The organism is Rickettsia argasii T170-B (genome assembly GCF_000965185.1).
In the GTDB taxonomy this organism is placed as follows: domain Bacteria; phylum Pseudomonadota; class Alphaproteobacteria; order Rickettsiales; family Rickettsiaceae; genus Rickettsia; species Rickettsia rickettsii.
The window spans coordinates 106,734-123,863 of the sequence record NZ_LAOQ01000003.1 but is presented as its reverse complement, the minus strand read 5'-3'; the positions used below and the strand labels follow the sequence as shown (position 1 = coordinate 123,863).

The window sequence follows — 17,130 nt, the reverse complement described above, 5'->3', positions numbered from 1 at the left end:
TTGCCACGCAGCTTATAGCTGCTCACAATGACGTTATAACAAAAGGAGCAACCTATGACTTTCATAATAGTACGGCATTTAAACATAATGATCGCATTCCTGATAAATTTACTTGTAAAGGACAAAATGTTTCACCGCATCTAGAATGGAGTAATGCTCCTTCAGATACTAAATCTTTTGCACTTATAATGGATGATCCGGATGCACCGGTAGCAATAGCACCGCCACACGGTATATGGGATCATTGGGTAATATATAATATTTCTGCTTCTATTACTAAGCTTTCAGAAGGACAAATAGATAGTAGTATTAAAATTTTAAATAATAGCTGGCAAGAAAAAAAATACGGCGGTCCTTGTCCACTTGCCAGCAAACCTCATCGTTATTTTTTTAAACTATATGCTCTAAATGATTATCTTGAGCTTGATGAGAATGCTAGCAAGCAAGATTTAGTATTAGCCCTGCAAAAACATTTACTTGCCGAGGCAGCACTAATCGGCATTTATTCTATTTAATGAATGCTATTTATTGCCCACTGTGTCATCCCGTGGCTTAACCACGGGATCTAGAAAAATAACTTAAAACATTAATAACTTTAGTATTTATTACTGGATCCCGTGGTTAAGCCACGGGATGACAGAAGTGAACTGACACATGCAAAAACCTATAATCGAGTTTCGTAACGTATCTAAAAAATTCGGTAATAAATTTCCGATAAATAACGTTAGTTTCACTGTCAAAAAAAATAATATCACTACTTTAATCGGACCTAACGGTGCAGGTAAAACTACCATAGTACGATTAATGCTTGGACTTGAAAAACCTACAAGCGGCGAGATTATAATTGATCCCAAACTAAAAATTGGATATGTACCGCAGAAGTTCGGATTAACCCCTGATTTACCTATTACAGTAAAAAAATTTTTAGAGTTGTTAGCACCGAGTAATTTTAATAACAATATTAAAGAGCTTAACTCATTTATTGATTTGGAACATATAAAAGATCAAGAAATTTCTAAGCTCTCAGGAGGGCAGTTTCAAAAGGTAGTTCTTGCATGTTCAATAGTTAATAATCCCGACTTAATTATTTTAGATGAACCATTACAGTCTTTAGACGTAACAAGCCAACAAGAATTTTATCAGCTTATTAATTTGATTCGTAAAAAGCTCAATATTACGGTTTTTATGATTTCTCATGATTTATTTACCGTAATAAAAAATTCCGATCAAGTGATATGCTTAAACGGTCACATATGTTGCAGCGGAATACCAAATGAAATAACTCCTAACTCTGAATTCTCAAATGCACTTTCTGCTCTAGGCTTCTATACCCACCACCATGACCATAAGCATTAGAATTATTGCATAACCTATTTGTCTCCAAAAGGATCTCTCCTTATTAGCTATGTTATGCAAGAATTCTATTATACTTGAATTGTATTCCACGCTCACCTAAGCTTGTTCTGTAGCATCACCTATCACCTCTACTTTTAATGCATTGTGATCCGTATTATCAAACTGAGTTCAATCATTTTCATTTGTATTACCTGATTCTTGTTGGCATGTTATCACATTAAACAATTCTTTCGTAGTGAGCCTGGCCTTAGATAAGCTTTTTACCTTATAACTATTTTCAATAAAGAGTTTCTGCTGACTTGGTTCCATTGCAAGTAATTCTTTCACACTAACACCGGCGTCAGTCAAACTTTTTATATTATCGTCATTTTCAACAAAGAATTCTTGTTTATCGTTTTCTATATTCGAAATTTGTGCAAAAGTAAAACCTATGTTAAGCAAAGATATTTCCTCTTCTGTTAAATCTCGGTTAATTTGCTTACTTATTATAATTTGTTGTAGTAATTTACTATCAGTTTTTAGCTCTTCAATAGTAGAATATTGATTAACCTGGTTATTAGCATTTGCATTTTTTCCTAAGTTTAATTCTATTGTTGGTACTTCTCTTGTAATAGGATAAACATTTGTTGCATCGCCATATATAAAATCTTGCTCCATTGGTTTTGGATGTATAGTGTTTATATCAAGTTTAGGAGTTTTTCCGCCACATCCTACATATAAATTTAATGCTTGTTTTTGTAATGCTTCTCTCAATTTATTTATTATAGGTACAAATAATAATTTATCTTCTTTCCCTAAATGCTCAAATGAATCTAGTACCATAGAAGTGGCTTCTTCATTCTTTTTTCCCTCTCCAGCAAGCCAAGCATATGACTGAGCTCTTATATTTCCTTTATCATCCGTAATTATATAAAAACCGGCATTTGCTTTACTCATACCGTCTAAAATACATCTTTCGGAATCATGTCCTATAGATTGGCAAGAATTACTAAATTTACCATAATATTCTTTTATAAAGTTCAATGCTTTTTGAAAACTATTATTATCTAGTTTTCCTTTTAAAGAAAAATTAGCTAAATTTTTTGCATGTAATTTATTTTCTTCTGATAATTCTTCTTCGTTGTACTTATAAGATTCTTTAATTACTATTTCAGTTACTTGATTTACTAATTATTTAAATCATTTTTAGTTATCCGCTGAAAATCATTTAATTTATTTTCTTTAAGAATTTTTTGAAATTTTTCAGTTTTTTCCAGTAAGTGTGCATTACTGAAAATATATAATGAGTCTCTTCCAGATTTATTTAAAATTTGAAAAAATTCTAATGTTTGGGAAGACAATGTTTGTGGTAAATTAAATTGAAAACTCAATTCTATTGTTGCTTTTGTATCATAATTAACAGTTTTTAAGTAACTTTTTATATCGTTTAAATTTCCAAAGTAAGTAGATAATTTTTTAGCCATTTCTAAAGAATTTAAACCGCCATTCTCCGTATATAAGTTAGCAATTTTCGACAATATGGCAATACTTCCTTACATAGTTCTTTACTAATAAGATTTTTTTAAGGCGTGTATTTGTACTTAAATATTGCTTATGTATTTTTTCAAAAACAGACTTTTTATTAAAACCCTCTTTATATAATAAATGAATATTTGCCAATAATATTTCAGCATCGTCTTGGTTTATTCCAGCTTTTTTCAAAGTCATGGTATTACTTTTAGCATTTTCTTCTAAGGTTGTTATGGCCTTTTCTAAATTAATTTCTTCTTTTATAATTATTCTACAGAAAACCATAAAACATGGTAATAACCATAAAATATGATAATTTTTTAGAAAATAGCAAGGATTAGATTAATTTTTCTTAACGAAATCAAGGGATGAGTGTTAAGGATAATTTAGAAATACATCAAATAGCAAATTATATAGAGTAACTTGCTATTTATATTAGATCACACCAAATATTGCTTTAAATATCTACCGGTATGGCTTTCCTCACAGGCAGCGATGTCGTCAGGGGTGCCACATACAACTATCTTACCGCCTTTGTCGCCACCTTCAGGACCGACGTCAATAATATAATCTGCAGTTTTTATAACATCTAAATTATGCTCGATAACTAAAACAGTATTTCCCATATCAACAAGTTTATGTAACACTTTTAACAATTTATTGATATCGTCGATATGTAATCCCGTAGTCGGTTCATCAAGTATATAAAGCGTTTTACCGGTTGAACGTCTTGATAATTCTTTAGCAAGCTTAACGCGTTGTGCTTCACCACCTGAAAGAGTAGTAGCAGACTGACCGATTTTAATATAGCCTAGACCCACTTCATTTAAGGTAATTAATTTTTCATAGATTAACGGTATTTTTTCAAAAAACTGCATCGCATCTTCTACAGTCATCATCAAAATATCGGCAATAGATTTACCTTTATATTTTATTTCAAGCGTTTCTCTATTATATCTGTGACCATTACAAATATCACACTTTACATATACGTCAGGTAGGAAATGCATCTCTATTTTTATTAGCCCGTCACCTTGGCATGCTTCACATCTACCGCCTTTAACGTTAAACGAAAATCTGCCTACTTTATACCCTCTAGCTTTTGATTCAGGTAATTCCACAAACCAATCCCTAATATGGGTAAAGGCACCTGTATAAGTCGCAGGGTTTGAACGAGGAGTTCTACCTATCGGAGATTGATTAATATCGATAATTTTATCAATATATTCAAGTCCTTTTAACTCTCTATATTTGCCGGGAAATACTTTGCTAGTTGGCTCTAAATGCTTTAGAGCCGCTTTATATAGAGTATGAATCATCAAACTTGATTTACCGCTTCCCGATACTCCCGTTATAGCGGTAAAAGTACCAAGCGGAATTTTGATATCAACATTATCTAAATTGTTGGAAACCGCCCCAAGTAATTCAATTGCCCTATGATCATGCCCTACTCTTGTTTCAGACGGCACTTTGATTGTTTGACGACCGCTTAGATACCTACCTGTGATACTTTCTTCAAAATTCTTTATTTCTTCAGCATTTCCTTCCGCAATAACACGACCGCCGTGAATACCGGCTCCCGGTCCTATATCAATAATATGGTCTGCTTCATATATTGTTTCTTCATCATGCTCGACTACCAAAACGGTATTACCCAAATCTCTAAGCCTTTTTAGTGTCTCAATTAATCTTGTATTATCTCGTTGATGAAGACCAATAGACGGCTCATCAAGTACATATAAAACACCGCTCAGTCCTGAACCTATTTGAGATGCAAGACGAATACGTTGACTTTCCCCCCCCGATAAAGTACCTGCTTCTCGTGATAACGTTAGATAATCAAGCCCGACATTCATAAGAAATTTTAATCTCTCGGTAATTTCTTTGAGTATACGCTCAGCAATAAATAATTGCTTTTTATTTAATTTTTCTTCTAAGTGACTAAACCATTTTTGCAAGTCTGCAATACTCATACCTGCTACTTCGCCTATATGAAAATTTGCTATTTTAACGCATAATGCTTCGTCTTTTAATCTAAACCCTGAACAAGCAGTACATTTATGCTCTGACTTAAATTTAGCTAGTTCTTCTTTAATTAAAACCGATTCTATAGTACGGTCCTTTTCTTGCAAACTTGGTATTATACCGGCAAAAGGTTGTTTTATTATTTGCGTTTTAGAACCATCGTGAAATTCAAACTTTATTGCCTCCTCTCCTGAACCTTCAAATAAAATATCCTTAACATTTTGTGATAAACTTACAAAAGGTACTTCAATAGAAAATTTATAATGATTGGCAAGAGCCTTTAATGTCTCTAGGATAAATTTAGAAGCTGTACTACCCCAAGGCACTATTGCACCGTCTTTAATAGCAATTCTTTGATCCGGAACTATTAAATCTCTATCAAAGAAAAACTCCTTACCTATCCCTTCACATTTAGGACATGCTCCAAAAGGGCTATTAAAAGAAAAGATTCGAGGCTCTATTTCAGTAAGCTGAAAACCCGATACCGGACAAGAATATTGCTCGGAAAAAGTAATACGCTGATTTTTTTCAAACTCGCTCTTAACTGCCGGCGGTAATTCTACAATTTCCAAATAAGTAATACCCTCGGCAAGATTTAATGAACTCTCTAAGCTATCTGCAAGTCTATTACCTAAACTTTCGTCTAGAACTATTCTATCAACGATCACTTCTATATTATGCTTCTTATTTTTATCAAGTTTCGGTAAATCATCAATTTCACAAACTTCCCCGTTAACTATTAATTTCTGAAAGCCTTGCTTTTTCAAATTCATAATTTCACGCTTGAACTCTCCCTTATGTCCTCTAACAATAGGAGCGAGTAAATATATTTGCGTACCCTTAGGTAGTTCATTAATTATATCTACCATCTCGGAAACTGTTTGGCTATGTATCGGAAGACCGGTTGCCGGAGAGTAAGGAATACCCACCCTTGCATATAATAACCTAAGATAATCGTAAATTTCCGTTATAGTTCCAACCGTAGAACGTGGATTTTTGGAAGTAGTTTTTTGGTCAATTGCAATAGCAGGCGATAATCCGGAAATAGATTCTACATTAGGTTTATTTTGTAAATGTAAGAATTGCCTTGCATATGAAGATAAACTTTCAACATATCGCCTTTGACCTTCTGCATAAATAGTATCAAACGCTAAAGAAGACTTGCCTGAACCGCTAAGACCGGTGATAACAACAAATTTATTCCTTGGAATATTAACATTTATATTTTTTAGATTATGCTCTTTAGCACCGCGTACCTTAATATATTCTTGGTTCATAATCACTTCACTATAAAAATTTTGAGATATTTTTTAAAAAACCTGTAGTATTATAGGCCCTTTTATTTTATTATTGCAATAATAATATTTTAAAGTAGGTAGTAATCTATGGCAGGTAGTTTAAATAAAGTAATATTAATAGGTAATGTAGGGCGTGATCCGGAAATGAGAACTACGGGCGAAGGGAAAAAAATCATTAATCTTTCCTTAGCAACAACCGAAACTTGGAAAGATCGCATTACCAGCGAACGAAAAGAACGAACTGAATGGCATAGAGTAGTGATATTTAGTGAAGGGTTAGTATCTGTTGTAGAACGCTATGTCACAAAAGGTAGCAAATTATATATTGAAGGTTCATTGCAAACCCGTAAGTGGAATGATAACTCAGGTCAAGAAAAATATACCACAGAAGTTGTGTTACAAAACTTTAATTCACAATTAATATTATTAGATAGTAAAAACTCTAATAATCATACTCAAGATTCAGGGCATAGCGAATATAAACATCCTGAAACTAAAAATCATTCCTTTGACCATAGCGACTTAGACGACGAAATACCGTTTTAATCAAAATTGTTATGAAAAATTTTATTTGGGCAATAATATTTTTAATCAATATTTCTTTCAGGGTGTTCTACTACTCATGATGTAGCTAGCAGGGTGAAGCATTCGCAATATATAGCAACTCAAAATAACTTTCAGATGAGGCTAGTAAACGGTGGTGATTTTACTCTTACGACTTATCAGCGTATTACCGACCGTAACCTACCTTTTGTATTCTATATTGAGGGAGATGGACATCTTACGGATGGATCTGCTAATTCCGACAACCCTACTCCCGTTAATCCTATGCTCTTAAAGCTTGCTACAATGGATAAAAGACCGAATATTGTCTATATAGCAAGACCTTGCCAATATACTCCTTTAGAAATGAACTCAAAATGCATTAGCGATTATTGGTTAGATAAAAGAATGGGGCAGGAAGTCGTAGATTCAATTAACAATGTCATAAATATTATCAATAACGGACAAAAATTTAGCTTAGTCGGCTTCTCCGGTGGCGGCGGGCTTACAATATTAATTGCCGCTCAAAATAGTAATGTTAAAGATATTATAACGATTGCCGGTAATTTAGATACTAAAAAGTTTGATAAATATCATAATTATCGTGGTTACTTAGTTAAATCCTTAAACCCGATAAATTATGCAAAACAGGTTAATAATATCCCTCAATTACATCTCTCCGGTATGGATGACAAAAGAGTCCCACCTTTCATAGCAGCACTTTACTTAAAAACAAGTAACTCACCGTGTGTAAAAAAGCAAACTTTGCCTAATATTTCTCATGCAAAAGGTTGGGATAAAGTTTGGTCTAATATATTAGATATTCCTCTGATTTGTAATTAGGTATTAGGAAATATTATTAATTTATATTCAAGCACTTATCATGGCTTTTGCCCTTAATGTTATGCCGGCTGTACCAAATTGTTTTAGACATTTTCCAATCTTTAAACACTTTACTTCCTTACATATGCTGTATCAGCTGCTTGTATGTATGTTATTAGCTCTTTTGATTTTCCTCATTTAATAAAAACCTTTGGAAACTGGGGAGTATTAATTATTATGATTCCAACAAGTATTGGATTTGGTATATTTCATTTTGCAAAATTGGAGAAAGCAAATGGAAATTATCCGACAAAATCTTTTGCTCCTTCTCCGGTGATGTCTGCTTAATTGATAAATATTTATAGCAGGTTTCCTGTAATATCTCTTAGTTTAAGACACTCAGCAAAAATTATAAAATTGCGTATTATTAGAGAATTACAGGAAATAATCAGAAGTTTTAATAATTAGTAATAATTATAATCTATAATGTTGCCGACATTTCACTAAGCCTTGCAGCTTAAGACCGCCTTTAGCACACATCCATCGCAGTAACTCGTTAGCAGCGTTTGCATATTCACCTCGGTTTAGCTTTTGCCGCAATGTTGATGCTTGAAATGCCCCAGCCCCGCAGTTGAAAATAAACGAGATTAAGGCGGCTTGTTGGTTTTCGGTTAATGGCATACCCTAGTGAACGATTATCGATACATTTACCAGCTTCGAGTAATTATTATTTATCTTTCTACAGATCCTCGCTTGCTTTTTTGCGATATATTCTTAGGAGTAGTAATAAGAAATGAAGAAGGGGAGATTTATTTTTGTTAAAGTAGCCCTTATGCGTTCTAGTGTTTGTTTAGTATTTTTAGCATGTGTTATAGCATCCTTATAAATACCTACTTCTTTCTGTTCTTTTTTGAAAGCTTCTTTATTTCCTATGTTAGCCAAAGCTTTAAAACTATGTTTTATAACTTGTCCAATATTTTTAAAAACATGCAAATTATCTTTTTTAGCTGTTTTTGTGCACCATATATCTAGATTCTCTAATTCTTTTTTGATTTCAGGATTTGCCTTCCCTTTTTCATAAGTATTAATAATCTTTTCTAATTTTTTTAAACTCTTTTTCGTTATTACTCGGTTTTAAATTAAGCATTACACCAGAATGGTCTGATGATAGTTCTGTTAGGGTATTAATAATCATTTCTTCTTTTAATCCATTATTAGCTCCATTAAGCAAATTTGCATATTTATGTCTACATATGGAGCGATACTTGTGATATAACTAATCATGATTATTAAATATTCGTTAACACAAAAGAAATTAAAGCTTTAATTAATAAACTTGAGAAATATTTTTATATTTCGTTTTATAAGGTGATAAATTTACTATTTAGAAGAAAGAGAAAAGCTGCTTAGTTTAGAGACTTGGTGAAAGACAATTAATATTCAGCTAAACGGTCAAAAGCTTGATTTTATGCTGCATCTGCGATTTGATACGTTTGTAGAAATACCGAGAAATGCAGAATGGCGCACCCTAAAGGATTCGAACCTCTGACCCACAGATTAGAAATCTGTTGCTCTATCCAGCTGAGCTAAGGGTGCTAAACATTTGTGGTAAACATTATATCAGTTTAAGCAAAGTTTTTCAAGGATTCTTTTTTTATTAAAAATAATAAGCAAATATGATAAAAAATATTCATGGATAAATTCTACAATTACAATTCTTCTTCACATCAGGCTTTACTTAGTTTTAAAGTAAAGCCTAATTCTAAACAAAATCTAATTAGCAATTTTGTAATTATTAATAATATCCCATATCTAAAATTATCTATAAAAGCAATACCGAACAAGGTAAAGCGAATGAAGAAATCATAAATTATTTAGCAAAAGAATGGAAATTATCACGTAGTAATATCGAAATTATTAAAGGTCATACTCATAGCTTAAAAACGATATTGATAAAAAATATTAATGAAGACTATTTAAATTTGATTATTAATTCCTATATTAAATAAGGTGCAGTTGTTGCTAGACTTCCAATGTCATTCCCGTATAGGCGGGAATCCAGTTTATATTTATTATTTTCTAGATTCCTGCTTTCGCAGGAATGACATAAGCAGTCATATGACGAAAAAATAATTTATTAACTAGAATAATTATGATACAAGAAAAAAAGAAATTTGATGCCGAGGTTGGCAAGATTTTAAATTTAATGATTCACTCTCTTTATAGTAATAAAGAGATTTTTATGAGGGAGTTAATTTCCAATGCTTCGGATGCTTGTGATAAATTACGTTATTTATCTCAAAGTAATAGTGCATTAGTAGCTGGCGATAGCAATTTTAAAATTACAGTTAAAGTCGATAAAGATAACGGACAAATCATTATCCGTGATAACGGCATCGGCATGAATAAAGACGATTTAATTGAAAATCTCGGTACTATTGCAAGATCGGGTACGGCAAATTTTCTTAAAAGCCTATCCGGTGATTCTAAAAAAGACAATATGCTAATCGGTCAATTTGGTGTTGGATTTTATTCAAGCTTTATGGTAGCCGATAAAGTGACTGTAACCTCAAGAAAAGCTGGGGAAGATAAAGTCCATATTTGGGAATCAGACGGGCTTGGTGAATACACTGTCTCAAATTCAGATAAAGAGTTCACAAGAGGCACGGAAATCGTTTTACATATCAAAAAGGAAGAAGATACATTCCTTGATCATTTTAGATTAAAACACATCGTTAAAAGCTATTCCGATCACATAGCAGTACCGATATATTTCTTTGATGAAGCTGGTAATAATGAAATCCAGCTTAATTCAGCTTCTGCATTATGGACAAGACCGAAATCGGAAATTACGGAAGAACAATATAAAGAATTCTACAAAAGCCTATCTTATGCCATTGATGCCCCTTGGATAACTATGCATAATAAAAACGAGGGAGCTATAGAATTTACTAACCTACTTTTCATTCCATCAAGCAAAACATTTGATTTATTCCACCCTGATCGCAAAAGGCGAGTAAAATTATATATAAAAAGAGTATTTATATCTGATGAGAATATAGATTTAATCCCGTCATATTTAAGATTTTTACGAGGCGTGGTTGATTCAGAAGATTTACCACTAAATATTAGCCGTGAATCACTGCAGCATAATAGCGTGCTTGAGAAAATCAAAAACGCTATTACAAAAAGAGTGCTTGGCGAGCTTAGAAAAAAGAAAGAGGAATCACCTGAAGAATATAATAAGTTTTGGGCTAATTTCGGCGGTGCTTTAAAAGAGGGTTTATGTGAGGCTACTACCAACCATGAAAAATTATTAGAGGTATGCATATTCAGAAGTGCCTTGCATAATAAAATGATCAGCCTTGACGAATATATAGCGAATTTTAAAGAAGGGCAGAGTACTATATATTATTTAAGCGGTGATAACCCCGATAAATTACTTTCAAGCCCACAAATCGAAGGGTTGTTAAGTAAAAAAATCGATGTATTACTTTTTACCGATACAGTGGATGATTTTTGGGTAAATGTTAATAGCAAATATAAAGAACATGCTATTAAATCAGCGACAAGAAGCGATATCGATGTAGAGCAAACTACTTCACAATCTGAGGAGAAAAACACAGATAGTAAAAAATCCGATGATGAATATAAATTGCTAACAGATTATTTTAAAGAGACACTAGGGGAGTTGGTAAAAGAAGTTAAGATCTCTAAAAAACTTACTTCAAGTCCTGCTTGTCTTGCCGTTAGCGACGCTGCTATGGATATTCGTATGGAGAGATTTTTGATTGAACAGAAACAAATAGCTAATGCCTCAGCTAAAAATCTAGAGTTAAACCCTAAAAATAAAATCATAGAGAAAATCTTTAACGACTTAAAAGCAAATAATAAAAATAATGAAGAATTGGTTAATCTAATATTTGATCAAGCCTGTATTTTAGAGGGTGAACCGGTTGCTGATACAGGTGCATTTTCAAAGAGATTAAACGATATTGTACAAAAAGCCATATTATAACTTTAAACTTTTTTAATTTTAATGTAGAATAGTTGCAAACGTGAGTTTGGAAGTATTGTTCTGTTCAATGTCATTCCTGCGTAGGCGGGAATCCAGAAAGAACATTCAAAATATCTGATTATAGAATTTTATAATTAATAAAATGGATTCCCGCCTACGCGGGAATGACATCGAGAAAATGTCTTATTACGATATTATATTTAGCAAACATATAGATAAGATCAAAAGCGAAGGAAGATATCGAGAATTTAAGGCCTTAAAAAGACAAGCCGATAATTTTCCTTTTGCAGAACACGCTAATAAACAAATAGTTATGTGGTGCATTAATGACTATTTGGGTATGAGTAAACATGCAAAAGTAATGCACGCTTCTATAGATGCCTTGCTAAAATACGGTGTTGGATCAGGTGGAACTCGCAATATCGGCGGTAATAATATAGCCATTCTTGAACTTGAAAAAGAACTTGCAAATTTACACAAAAAGCAAGCAGCTTTAGTTTTTACATCCGGTTTTGTTGCAAATGATACAACGCTTGCAAGTCTTGCTAAAATCATGCCGGATATAGTATTTTTCTCCGATGAGCTAAATCACGCATCAATAATTACAGGGATTACAAGTTCAAGAGCCGAGAAATATATATATAGACATTTAGACGTTAAGCATCTAGAAGAGCTTTTACAATCAGTCGATATTAATAGACCTAAAATTGTTGTTTTTGAATCGGCTTACTCTATGGACGGTTTTTTCTCACCTATCAAAGATATAATCAACTTAGCCAAAAAATATAATGCTTTAACCTTTATCGATGAAGTTCATACGGTCGGTTTATACGGTAAACAGGGTGGCGGTATTGCCGATCTTCTTAATTGTAGTGATCAAATCGATATTATTCAAGGGACGCTTGCCAAAGCATATGGTACTATCGGCGGTTATATCACTAGCAACCATAATTTAGTCGACGCTATAAGACTAACCGCTCCAGGGTTTATTTTCACTACTTCATTGCCGCCGGTAATTTCTACCGCTGCAACGCATAGTATTAGACATCTTAAAGAATCGAATGAAGAACGAATAAAACATCAAGAAGTAGTTACAAAACTTAAAAATTCTTTTGAACGTTTTAATATACCTTATTTGAAAAATGAAAGTCATATAGTGCCGATAATTATTGGTGATCCGATTAAAACGGCAAAAGCCTCAAATATGCTCCTTAATGAATACGGTATTTACGTTCAACATATCAATTTTCCAACCGTACCGAGAGGTACGGAACGCCTCCGAATCATCCCAACCCCTGCCCATACCGACAAAATGATCAATGATTTATCTGTAGCTTTAGTGCAGATATTTGCCGCACTTGATATAGAATTATCTTCTGCTAAAGAACTGAACGAAGAAGTACGCTTAAATCTTATTGCTTAACGCCATTGTGAGGAAAATTACGCAGTAATTGACGAAGCAGTCTAATAAAAAATGCTCTTAATGTCATTCCTGCGTGGCATTGTTGCGTGGATCGGTTTTCCGTCATTGCGAGAAGAATTACGTAGTAATTCGATGAAGCAATCCAGTAAAAAATTCTGATTTACAGAATTTTTTACTGGATTGCCACGTCGCTTCGCGCCTCGCAATGACGATTTGGCCTCCACGCAACAACACTTTCAGTTATTTAGCTCATAACGATATATATCTTTGGTTAACAACGCCACAAATCTTATACCCAATTTATTTACTTGCTTTTGCTCCTAAATCATCTAGTTTATTGCAATATACTCTAAAAAAAGTAAGATATAACCCTTTAAATTCTTTTTAAAAAATAAAAGGTTACCCCATAAATACCTTATCTTTATATAATTTAAAAAATAGTTGTATTTTTATACCACTATAATATTAATTTTTTATTTCTATATAATTAATTTGTTTACTTTGAAGAATTTATAATTTATTTTTTCTGCAAAATTTCAATACAAAGCTGTAATTATTGAGCTTTTAAAGTTAATTCAGATAAAGAACAAACGAGCAATAACAAAAAAGAAAAAAGTACTTCTACAAAATCGACTACGACTAATTGCTTAGCTCATGACAATATCCATCTTTAATTTAGCAATGTCTAAAAAATATAAGTAATATGAATTTTAACTTAATATAATTACCGAATATGTCTTTTTTTGACCGCAAAACTGCAATTATTAAACTCTTAAAACTCATGCCGGCAAAGAGTTTACTGCTTCTAAAATAGCCGTATGGATAGTTAAAACGTACTCTCAAGAGGCTGCTCAAAAATTGTAAACAAGTAACGATAAGCTATTAATGAGCGTTAACAAGATGAGTAACACAAAAGAAATAGCGATAATTTTGTATAAAAATGAAATGAAGAAGCTATTACCTACAACCATACCAAAAATAGAACCGAACATTAAGATAATAAAAAAAGGGCTTTTGACTAAATATTGTTATGTTAATAATACTAATAGAGCGGTTAATTATAATGAGGTATATTATAATAAAAAATTTGACCGTAAAAATGCAGTTATTGAGTTCCTTAAACTCATCCAGGGAAAGAATTTAGTAATGCTCAAATAGCCACATGGATTGTTTTAATACTTATCCTGACGAAACAAAACGAAAAGTACAAACAAGCAACAACAAACGATTACTTAGCACTAAGAATAAAGTAGCAGAACAAAAATTATCATAATGATTTATAGACACAAATTAAGGTTATTACGTACTATATCAAACATCGAACCGAACATTAATACAATAAAAAAGGGAAATCGGGCTAAATATTATTATATTAATAATACCGATAAGATATTTGATATATCCAAAATTATTAAAGCCCTTGAAAATTATAAGAAGCAGGAGCTTAATGCTATGGAAATGGCTCAATTGCTATTAAGTGCTAACGCGAAATAGTTAGTGATTGCAAAAATAGACGACTATATGCCAACAAAGGTGAGTTCTGCGAAACTCAAAGTTAACAATGCCTAATCCTAATGGTATTTTACAAAAACTATTGCATATTGCAGCTCTTTAGTTTATTTTGATTAGCAAACTATATACAGAATTAATGGATTATTAAAATGGGAATTACCATATTAAAAAATGAAGGATTGGATTTTCATGCAAGAATTTCTACTCCTTTAAGTGAGATAGATGACGATATTCAAAAAGAATTACTTGATTTAACCAAAAAAGTTAAAATAGCAGGTTTTAGAGCCGGTAAAGTACCGGTTTCAATTGTTAAGAAAAAATACGGTACTTACGTCAGGAATGATATAATAGAAAGAAGAATTAACCATTCAGTAAATCACGTTATTAAAGAGTATAATCTAAATATAATCGGTAGACCCAAAATTGAAGAATTACAAAACGAATCCGATAAAGCTTTAGAATTTACCGTAAAAATAGAGCTATTACCTAAAATTACTATTCCGGATTTAAAAAAAATCTCACTAGATCGTCCAAAATTAGAAGTAAACTCTAAAGATGTTGAAGAACAACTAGAAAAACTTGCCGCATTAACAAAAAATTATACTAAAGAAAGTAAAGCAAAAATAAAAGACGGAGATCAGGTTACTATTGATGCAATCGGGTACATCAAGGAGAAAGCTTTTGAGGACGGTAAATTAAATGATTTTAAAGTAATAATAGGTAGTAATGCACTTATTCCCGGTTTTGAGAAACAATTAATAGGTTCTAAAACAGGTAGCGAAGTAGATGTTAATGTGACTTTTCCTGAAAATTACCATGCTAAAGATTTAGCAGGTAAGGATGCTCGTTTTGTAGTACAAATTAAAGCAGTACATACTGCAGAACCTACCGTTATCGATGACGAATTTGCTAAAAAATTCCAAAGTAATAGCCTTGAAGAATTACGTACACATTTTACTAAACAAATAGAAAATGAGTCGGAAGAAGCTATTAATACTATAATGAAAATGAACTTATTTGATAAGTTAGAAAAATTGTTAGATTTTGATGTACCGGAATCTTTATTAGAGCAAGAAAAAAATATTCTAAAGTCCGAAACCGATAAAAATGAACAAGATGAATCATTATTGAAAGGTAAATACTCTCAAGAAATAACAGCATATTATAATAAATTAGCCCTACGCCGTGTGCGAATAGGCTTATTACTTGCTGAATATGCAAAATCTAAAAATTTGCAATTAGAGCCTGATGATTTAAGAAAAGTTATTATGCAACAAGCACGTAATTTTCCTGGGCAGGAAAATATGATATTTGATTTTTATAAAAATAATCCTAGAGCAATTGAAGGACTTAAAGGTCCTGCCTTAGAAGATAAAGCTGTACAATATATATTTAATCACGAAATAAAACTTAAAGAAAAGAAATATACTAAGGAAGAGCTAGAGAAATATCTAGAAGCAGAAGAGCAATGTATTACTTTAATTTAAAGCTTATTCATTGTCATTGCGAGCGAACGTTAGTAAGCGTTGCAATCTCAGGAATCCTCGCAATGACAATCCTCAGTATCCACGCAGGCAATACCTAGTAGTATTACTCCTGATTTTTTATAGTCTCTAAAGCAAGTTTAACTATTTTATTTACTCCAGCATTAGTGTGGGTAGAGATAGGAAAAACTTCTTTATTAGTAACTTTCTGCAACTTATTTATTTTTTCCTGTATTTCCTCATCTGTGAGAACATCGCATTTATTAAGACATATGATTTCGATTTTATTTTTTAGATAATCGGAATATGATTCAAGCTCAAGACGTACCGTATTATAATCTGCAACTACATCATTACTAGAGCCGTCTATTAAATGTATTAATACATTACATCTTTCTATATGCTTTAAGAATTTATCGCCAAGTCCGTGACCTTGATGAGCCCCCTCAATTAAGCCAGGAATATCGGCTATGACAAACTCTTCGTCATCAACATATACCACTCCAAGCTTCGGCACTAAAGTAGTAAAGGGATAATCGGCAATTTTAGGCTTGGCTGCCGTTACAACGGATAAAAAAGTAGATTTACCGGCATTTGGAAGCCCCACAAGCCCAACATCAGAGAGAAGTTTTAAACTTAAATGAATCCACATTTCTTCAGCAATTTCTCCTTCCGTACGCTTTCTTGGAGCTTGATTAACCGACGATTTGAAACGGCTGTTACCAAGACCGCCACTTCCTCCTTTAATTATTCCAAAGCTTTGATCATCCACAGTGAAATCATACAATAATATATTGCCATCCTCGGAAAAGATTTGAGTACCGATCGGAACATCAAGAACTAATGATTTTCCTGATTTACCGCTTCTATTTGAATCTTTACCGTTTTCGCCGTTTTCTGCGGTAAAATGCTGTTTATATCGATAATTTACTAGCGTATTAAGATGGTGATTACTCCTGAAAATAACACTACCGCCACGTCCACCATTACCACCGTCCGGTCCGCCTCTGTCAATAAATTTCTCACGATGGAAACTAACACAACCATTGCCACCGTTCCCACCTTTTATATATATTTTAACTTCATCAATAAAATGCATATGATTTATATTTTCAACGTCATTGCGAGGCACGAAGCGAC

At 32.6% G+C, this 17,130-nt stretch carries 14 protein-coding genes, 1 tRNA gene and 5 pseudogenes; 11 read left to right on the top strand and 9 right to left on the bottom strand.

Annotation, left to right across the window (positions count from 1 at the left end):
- Window positions 1-35 precede the first annotated feature (35 nt).
- Window positions 36-515: a YbhB/YbcL family Raf kinase inhibitor-like protein gene (locus RAT170B_RS04475; protein WP_045805704.1), complete on the top strand. Its 480-nt coding sequence runs from the start codon at window positions 36-38 to the stop codon at window positions 513-515.
- 139 nt (window positions 516-654) lie between these two features.
- On the top strand, window positions 655-1,356 hold the full coding sequence (locus tag RAT170B_RS04470) for a metal ABC transporter ATP-binding protein (protein ID WP_014014864.1): 702 nt from the start codon (window positions 655-657) through the stop codon (window positions 1,354-1,356).
- Between the two features lie 819 nt (window positions 1,357-2,175).
- Here the strand turns inward: RAT170B_RS04470 and RAT170B_RS11535 are convergent.
- The 4 genes and pseudogenes from RAT170B_RS11535 to uvrA form a co-directional block, all read right to left on the bottom strand.
- Window positions 2,176-2,379: pseudogene (locus RAT170B_RS11535) on the bottom strand (hypothetical protein); the annotation flags it as partial.
- A gap of 143 nt (window positions 2,380-2,522) precedes the next feature.
- A complete protein-coding gene (locus tag RAT170B_RS04455) occupies window positions 2,523-2,873 on the bottom strand; it encodes a hypothetical protein (RefSeq protein ID WP_045805703.1) in 351 nt (116 codons plus the stop codon).
- Window positions 2,857-3,150: a hypothetical protein gene (locus tag RAT170B_RS04450; protein WP_014014869.1), complete on the bottom strand. Its 294-nt coding sequence runs from the start codon at window positions 3,148-3,150 to the stop codon at window positions 2,857-2,859. The genes RAT170B_RS04455 and RAT170B_RS04450 overlap by 17 nt, the downstream gene beginning before the upstream one ends.
- 155 nt (window positions 3,151-3,305) lie before the next feature.
- Entirely contained in the window at window positions 3,306-6,167 is a 2,862-nt protein-coding gene (gene uvrA / locus RAT170B_RS04445; RefSeq protein ID WP_045805702.1) for an excinuclease ABC subunit UvrA, read from the bottom strand.
- A gap of 108 nt (window positions 6,168-6,275) precedes the next feature.
- Here uvrA and RAT170B_RS04440 point away from each other — a divergent pair, with 108 nt between their 5' ends.
- The 3 genes and pseudogenes from RAT170B_RS04440 to RAT170B_RS11530 all read left to right on the top strand — a co-directional run bounded on the left by RAT170B_RS04440 (window position 6,276) and on the right by RAT170B_RS11530 (window position 7,901).
- Window positions 6,276-6,734, top strand: coding sequence for a single-stranded DNA-binding protein (locus RAT170B_RS04440; protein WP_014014871.1), 459 nt, complete (start codon window positions 6,276-6,278; stop codon window positions 6,732-6,734).
- Window positions 6,735-6,745: 11 nt separating this feature from the next.
- Window positions 6,746-7,574, top strand: a pseudogene (locus RAT170B_RS04435) (alpha/beta hydrolase family protein).
- A gap of 40 nt (window positions 7,575-7,614) precedes the next feature.
- A pseudogene (locus tag RAT170B_RS11530) lies at window positions 7,615-7,901 on the top strand (hypothetical protein).
- 126 nt (window positions 7,902-8,027) lie between these two features.
- On the opposite strand, the gene RAT170B_RS04425 reads toward RAT170B_RS11530, so the two are convergent.
- The 4 genes from RAT170B_RS04425 to RAT170B_RS04415 all read right to left on the bottom strand — a co-directional run bounded on the left by RAT170B_RS04425 (window position 8,028) and on the right by RAT170B_RS04415 (window position 9,149).
- On the bottom strand, window positions 8,028-8,234 hold the full coding sequence (locus tag RAT170B_RS04425) for a lysozyme (protein ID WP_014014874.1): 207 nt from the start codon (window positions 8,232-8,234) through the stop codon (window positions 8,028-8,030).
- A 93-nt stretch (window positions 8,235-8,327) separates the two neighbouring features.
- Window positions 8,328-8,546 (bottom strand): hypothetical protein, encoded by a 219-nt coding sequence (locus RAT170B_RS11525; protein ID WP_261368705.1) that lies wholly within the window; start codon window positions 8,544-8,546, stop codon window positions 8,328-8,330.
- 91 nt (window positions 8,547-8,637) lie between these two features.
- On the bottom strand, window positions 8,638-8,784 hold the full coding sequence (locus RAT170B_RS11520; RefSeq protein WP_261368704.1) for a hypothetical protein: 147 nt from the start codon (window positions 8,782-8,784) through the stop codon (window positions 8,638-8,640).
- 288 nt (window positions 8,785-9,072) lie between these two features.
- Window positions 9,073-9,149: transfer RNA gene (locus RAT170B_RS04415), tRNA-Arg, on the bottom strand.
- Between the two features lie 96 nt (window positions 9,150-9,245).
- Here RAT170B_RS04415 and RAT170B_RS08770 point away from each other — a divergent pair.
- The 6 genes and pseudogenes from RAT170B_RS08770 (at window position 9,246) to tig (ending at window position 15,993) form a co-directional block, all read left to right on the top strand.
- Window positions 9,246-9,562: pseudogene (locus tag RAT170B_RS08770) on the top strand (DUF167 domain-containing protein).
- Between the two features lie 143 nt (window positions 9,563-9,705).
- Window positions 9,706-11,571, top strand: coding sequence for a molecular chaperone HtpG (htpG, locus tag RAT170B_RS04410; protein ID WP_014121142.1), 1,866 nt, complete (start codon window positions 9,706-9,708; stop codon window positions 11,569-11,571).
- A gap of 178 nt (window positions 11,572-11,749) precedes the next feature.
- Window positions 11,750-12,994 (top strand): 5-aminolevulinate synthase, encoded by a 1,245-nt coding sequence (gene hemA, locus RAT170B_RS04405; protein ID WP_045805700.1) that lies wholly within the window; start codon window positions 11,750-11,752, stop codon window positions 12,992-12,994.
- Between the two features lie 945 nt (window positions 12,995-13,939).
- A pseudogene (locus RAT170B_RS10485) lies at window positions 13,940-14,247 on the top strand (hypothetical protein).
- 19 nt (window positions 14,248-14,266) lie between these two features.
- Window positions 14,267-14,488, top strand: a complete 222-nt coding sequence (locus RAT170B_RS12145; RefSeq protein ID WP_041404354.1) for a hypothetical protein — start codon at window positions 14,267-14,269, stop codon at window positions 14,486-14,488.
- A 167-nt stretch (window positions 14,489-14,655) separates the two neighbouring features.
- Complete coding sequence (gene tig / locus RAT170B_RS04390; protein ID WP_045805699.1) at window positions 14,656-15,993, top strand: trigger factor; 1,338 nt, start codon at window positions 14,656-14,658, stop codon at window positions 15,991-15,993.
- 103 nt (window positions 15,994-16,096) lie between these two features.
- On the opposite strand, the gene obgE is transcribed toward tig, so the two are convergent.
- Window positions 16,097-17,089, bottom strand: a complete 993-nt coding sequence (obgE, locus tag RAT170B_RS04385) for a GTPase ObgE (RefSeq protein ID WP_045805760.1) — start codon at window positions 17,087-17,089, stop codon at window positions 16,097-16,099.
- Between the last annotated feature and the right edge of the window lie 41 nt (window positions 17,090-17,130).